Origin of the sequence: Kitasatospora sp. NPDC059722 (assembly GCF_042733235.1) — a bacterium.
Classification (GTDB): Bacteria; Actinomycetota; Actinomycetes; order Streptomycetales; family Streptomycetaceae; genus Kitasatospora.
The window spans coordinates 1-4,242 of the sequence record NZ_JBHWGD010000227.1 but is presented as its reverse complement, the minus strand read 5'-3'; the positions used below and the strand labels follow the sequence as shown (position 1 = coordinate 4,242).

Below are 4,242 nucleotides of genomic sequence, written 5' to 3'. Positions count from 1 at the left end.
TGTGTCGCTCGCCTCCCCCACCACCACACACACCCCCACAACCCCCAACCACCACCATTACAAAAACACCCACACCACCAACACCCCCACCCCCACCCCCCCCCCCCCCCCCCCCCTACCCCCGCCCGACCACCCCCCTTTGCCAAACCTTAACCACTCGATATTTGACACTCTGAAGTATCTCCCTGCATGGTTATTTCAGTTCATTCACTATGTACGGGAGGAAGCAACCGTGAGTGAGGCACCACAGCCCACCACCGCGGCCGAGAAGCAGAGCACCACCCGGGTCCTGCCGGCCCTCATCCTGGCGATGCTGTCGTTCAGCGTGGTGCAGACCGCGGTCGTCCCGATCCTGCCGTCGCTGGCCAAGGAACTGGACGTCTCCGGCTCCAACATCACCTGGCTGATGACCGCCAACCTGCTCTCCGCCGCCGTGCTGACTCCCCTCCTGGGCCGCTTCGGCGACCTCCGGGGCCGCAAGCCGATGCTGCTGATCTCGCTGGCCGGTCTGGTCGCCGGTTCGGCGCTCGCCGTCAGCACCCACTCGTTCAGCCTGCTGATCGTCGCCCGCGTCCTCCAGGGCGCCGGCGGTGGCGTGATGCCGCTGGCGATCAGCATCGTCCGCGACGAGCTGCCCAAGCAGAAGGTGACCGGCGGCGTCGCCGCCATCAGCGCCTCGATGGGCGTCGGCTCCGGCCTCGGCCTGGTGGCCACCGGTCTCCTGCTGGAGCACTGGAACTACAAGTCGATCTTCTGGATGGGCCTGGTCTTCGGCCTGATCGCGGTCGCCCTGGTCGCCTTCCGCGTCCCGTCCGACCCGGTGACCGACAAGGAGGGCGGCGCCGACCCGCTCGGCGCCCTCACCCTGGCCGGCTGGCTCTCCGCCCTGCTGGTCGCGGTCAGCCAGGGCAACCACTGGGGCTGGACCTCCACCAAGACCCTCGGCCTGTTCGCCGTCGCCGCCGTCGTGGCCCTGATCTGGGGCGTCATCGAGGTCAAGGTCAAGCACCCGCTGGTCGACCTGAGCATGATGTCCCGCCCCGCGGTCGCCTTCACCAACCTGGCCGGCCTGCTGATCGGCTTCGGCATGTACGGCTCGTTCATGGTGATCAGCAACTTCGCCCAGACCCCCGAGAAGCTGGCCCACTACGGCTTCACCGCCACCGTGCTGCACGCCGGCATCATGCTGCTGCCGTCCGCCATCGGCTCGATGGTGGCCGCTCCGGTCGGCGCCATGCTGATCGCCCGCCGCGGCCCGCGTCTGCCGCTGGTCCTCGGTGGCGTCCTCGGCGCCGTCGCGATGGCCTACCTGGCGCTGCGCCACAGCCACGAGGGCGACATCTACACCGCCTCCGCCATCTTCGGCCTCGGCATCGGCCTCGCCTTCGCCGCGATGCCGGCGTACATCAACGGCGCCGTCCCGGTCGAGCAGAGCGGCATCGCCAACGGCATGAACTCCGTGCTGCGCACCGTCGGTGGCGCGATCGGCACCGCCGTGATGACCGCCATCCTGACCGGCGACACCATGAAGCTCCCGATCAAGATCCCGGTGCTGCTGCCGACGCTGGACGCCTACAAGCACGCGTTCTGGACCACCGCCGTGGTCTGCATCATCGCCGGTGTCGTGCCGTTCCTGATCCGCACCGTCAAGTCCTCCGCCCCGGTCACCGCCTCCGGTGCCCAGGCCGGGCAGATCCCCAGCGACGAGCTGGTGAAGACCGACGCCTGACGAGGCGTCCGCCCCCGCGCTCAGGGACAGGGCGCGGGGGCCCGGACCTCACACGGTCGGGAGGGCATCGCGACCGCCCGAGGCCCGGTAACGGAATGCGGCCCCACCTGGTACTCCCCTTCCAGGTGGGGCCGCAACGCGTTCTCAGCCCTCCTCCTCGGCGCCCTCCTCGCCGTCATCCACGCCGTCATCCCCCACGTCCTCATCGGCACCCTCCTCGGCCCCGGCGCCGAACCGCCGGCCGCCCCAGTCCTCGCCCTCGACCAGCGGCAGCGGCCGGGCCGGCTCCAGGTCGGGGTCGTCCACCGAGAAGGTCCGCACCCGCCCCGGCCCGCTCCACGGCGTCTCGAACCGCACGGTCACCCGCCCGACGCCGCTGCCCTGCACCCACCCGGGCCCGTACTCCGCGTGGTGGACGTCCTGCCCGGGCATCCAGCGCCGCAGGGCGGGCTCCTCCGGCTCCTCCGCGGCCCCCGCGCCCTCCTCGCCGCCGTGTTCGAGCGCGGCCTCCTCCCGGACGGCCTGGGCGAACAGGTCCTCCTGGGTGTAGTCGGCGAGCTGCGAGACCCCGACGCCGAGCAGCCGCACGCCGCCCGTGATGTCCACCTGGGACGCCAGCCGGCGCGCCGTCTCGGTGATCACCGTCTCGTCGTCCGTCGGCCCGCGCAGCGTCTCCGACCGGGTGAGCGTCGAGAAGTCGAAGCGGCGGACCTTGAGCACCACCGTCCGCCCCGAGCGCCCCGCGGCCCGCAGCCGCCGCACGCACCGGGCGGCCAGCACCTCGACCTCGCGCAGCACGCGGTCCCGGTCGGCGAGGTCCACCTCGAAGGTGTCCTCCACCGAGACCGACTTGGCGTCCTGGTCGGCCACCACGGGCCGGTCGTCCAGCCCTATCGACATGGCGTAGATGCCGCTGCCGTGAGCCTTGCCGACCAGTTGGACGAGCTCCGCCTCGCCCGCGTCGGTGAGGTCGGCCACCGTGACCAGCCCGGCCCGCCGCAGCACCTGCTCGGTGGCCGGCCCGATCCCGGGCAGCGCCCGCACCGGCATCGGGCCGAGCACGGCCCGCTCCTGCCCGGGCTCGATCAGCACCAGCCCGTCCGGCTTGGCCCGCTCGGAGGCGATCTTCGCCATCAGCTTGGACCCGGCCGCGCCGACCGACCCGGTGACCCCGGTGTGCCGACGGATGTCGGCCCGCAGGTCCTCCCCGAGCGCCAGCACCAGCCGCTCCCCGGTCTGGTGGTCCGCCTCCCTCAGTGCCGGGCCGTACGGGCCGGCCTCCAGGTCGACGAACGCCTCGTCCAGGCTCAGCGGCTGCACCAGCGGCGACAGCTCCCGCAGCAGGCCCATGACGATGTCGCTGACCTGCCGGTAGGCCTCGAACCGCCCGGTCAGGAAGGCCGCGTTCGGGCACAGCCGGCGCGCCTGCGCCGTCGGCATCGCCGAGTGCACCCCGAACTTCCGCGCCTCGTACGACGCGGTGGAGACGACCCCGCGCCCGCCCACCCCGCCGACGATCACCGGCTTGCCGCGCAGGCTCGGCTTGGCCGCCTGCTCCACCGCCGCGAAGAAGGCGTCCATGTCGAGGTGGATGATGCTCGGCAGTGATCGCACGCGCCGATCATGCCGCACGGGTCCGACAGTGCGTGCGAACCCGGCCGCACCCCCGCCTCGCCCCGGCCGCGCCCCCTCCGATACCCCGCTCCGCTACCCCCTCCGCTACCTCTGGGCGGCCTGCGCCAGCGCCTTCGGGATCCCGTCCTCCTTGGGCCCGAGGAACACCGGGTCCGGCCGCATCCAGGCGCTCAGCGCCGCCTTGCCGGCCCCCGGGATCTCCCGCAGGCCGCCGTACAGCCACGTCACGTCGTGCAGCTCCGGCACCCCGACGGCGTACGACTCGATCCCGGCCGCCCGGCACAGCGCCAGCGCCCGCCGGACGTGGAAGTCCTGGCTCACCAGCACCGCGCGGTCCACCCCGAAGACGCGGTGCGCCCGGGTGCAGGAGTCCCACGTGGTGAAGCCCGCGTAGTCCCGGACCACCCGGTCCTGCGGGACGCCGTGGTCGACCAGGTAGCGGAACATCGCGTCGGGCTCGCTGTACTCCACCCGCCCGTTGTCGCCGGTCACCAGGATCGCCTGGACCTTCCCCTCCCGGTAGAGGTCCAGCGCCCCGACCAGGCGGTGCTCCAGATAGGGCGTCGGCTGTCCGCGGTCCAGCCCGGCCCCGAAGACGACCGCCACCGGCGCCGACGGAGCGGACTCCACCGTGCCCACCCGGTCCCCCGCCGTCAGCCACAGCCAGGACATCGGCGCCAGCGCCACCGCGCAGCAGAGGACGGCCAGTTGGTAGATCCTGCGCTGCGTCCGCCGCTGCCGCAGCCGGACGGCCCACTGCTCGGCCCGGCGCCGCAGCAGGCCCGCTATCCCGGAGCCGACGCTCACGTGCCCTCCCTAGATCGTTCCACCAGGCACCACGACGAGGCCGCGGGCCCGGACGGTTCCCCGTCCGGGCC

3 protein-coding genes are annotated in these 4,242 nt (G+C 72.5%); 1 reads left to right on the top strand and 2 read right to left on the bottom strand.

Annotated elements, in window-relative coordinates:
• The first annotated feature begins 232 nt into the window (after positions 1–232).
• A complete protein-coding gene (locus ACFV4F_RS42690) occupies positions 233–1,729 on the top strand; it encodes an MFS transporter (protein WP_380449071.1) in 1,497 nt (498 codons plus the stop codon).
• 144 nt (positions 1,730–1,873) lie between these two features.
• Here the strand turns inward: ACFV4F_RS42690 and ACFV4F_RS42685 are convergent, their stop codons facing one another.
• Positions 1,874–3,343: a DNA polymerase IV gene (locus tag ACFV4F_RS42685; RefSeq protein WP_380511297.1), complete on the bottom strand. Its 1,470-nt coding sequence runs from the start codon at positions 3,341–3,343 to the stop codon at positions 1,874–1,876.
• Between the two features lie 105 nt (positions 3,344–3,448).
• On the bottom strand, positions 3,449–4,171 hold the full coding sequence (locus ACFV4F_RS42680; protein ID WP_380511295.1) for a vancomycin high temperature exclusion protein: 723 nt from the start codon (positions 4,169–4,171) through the stop codon (positions 3,449–3,451).
• Between the last annotated feature and the right edge of the window lie 71 nt (positions 4,172–4,242).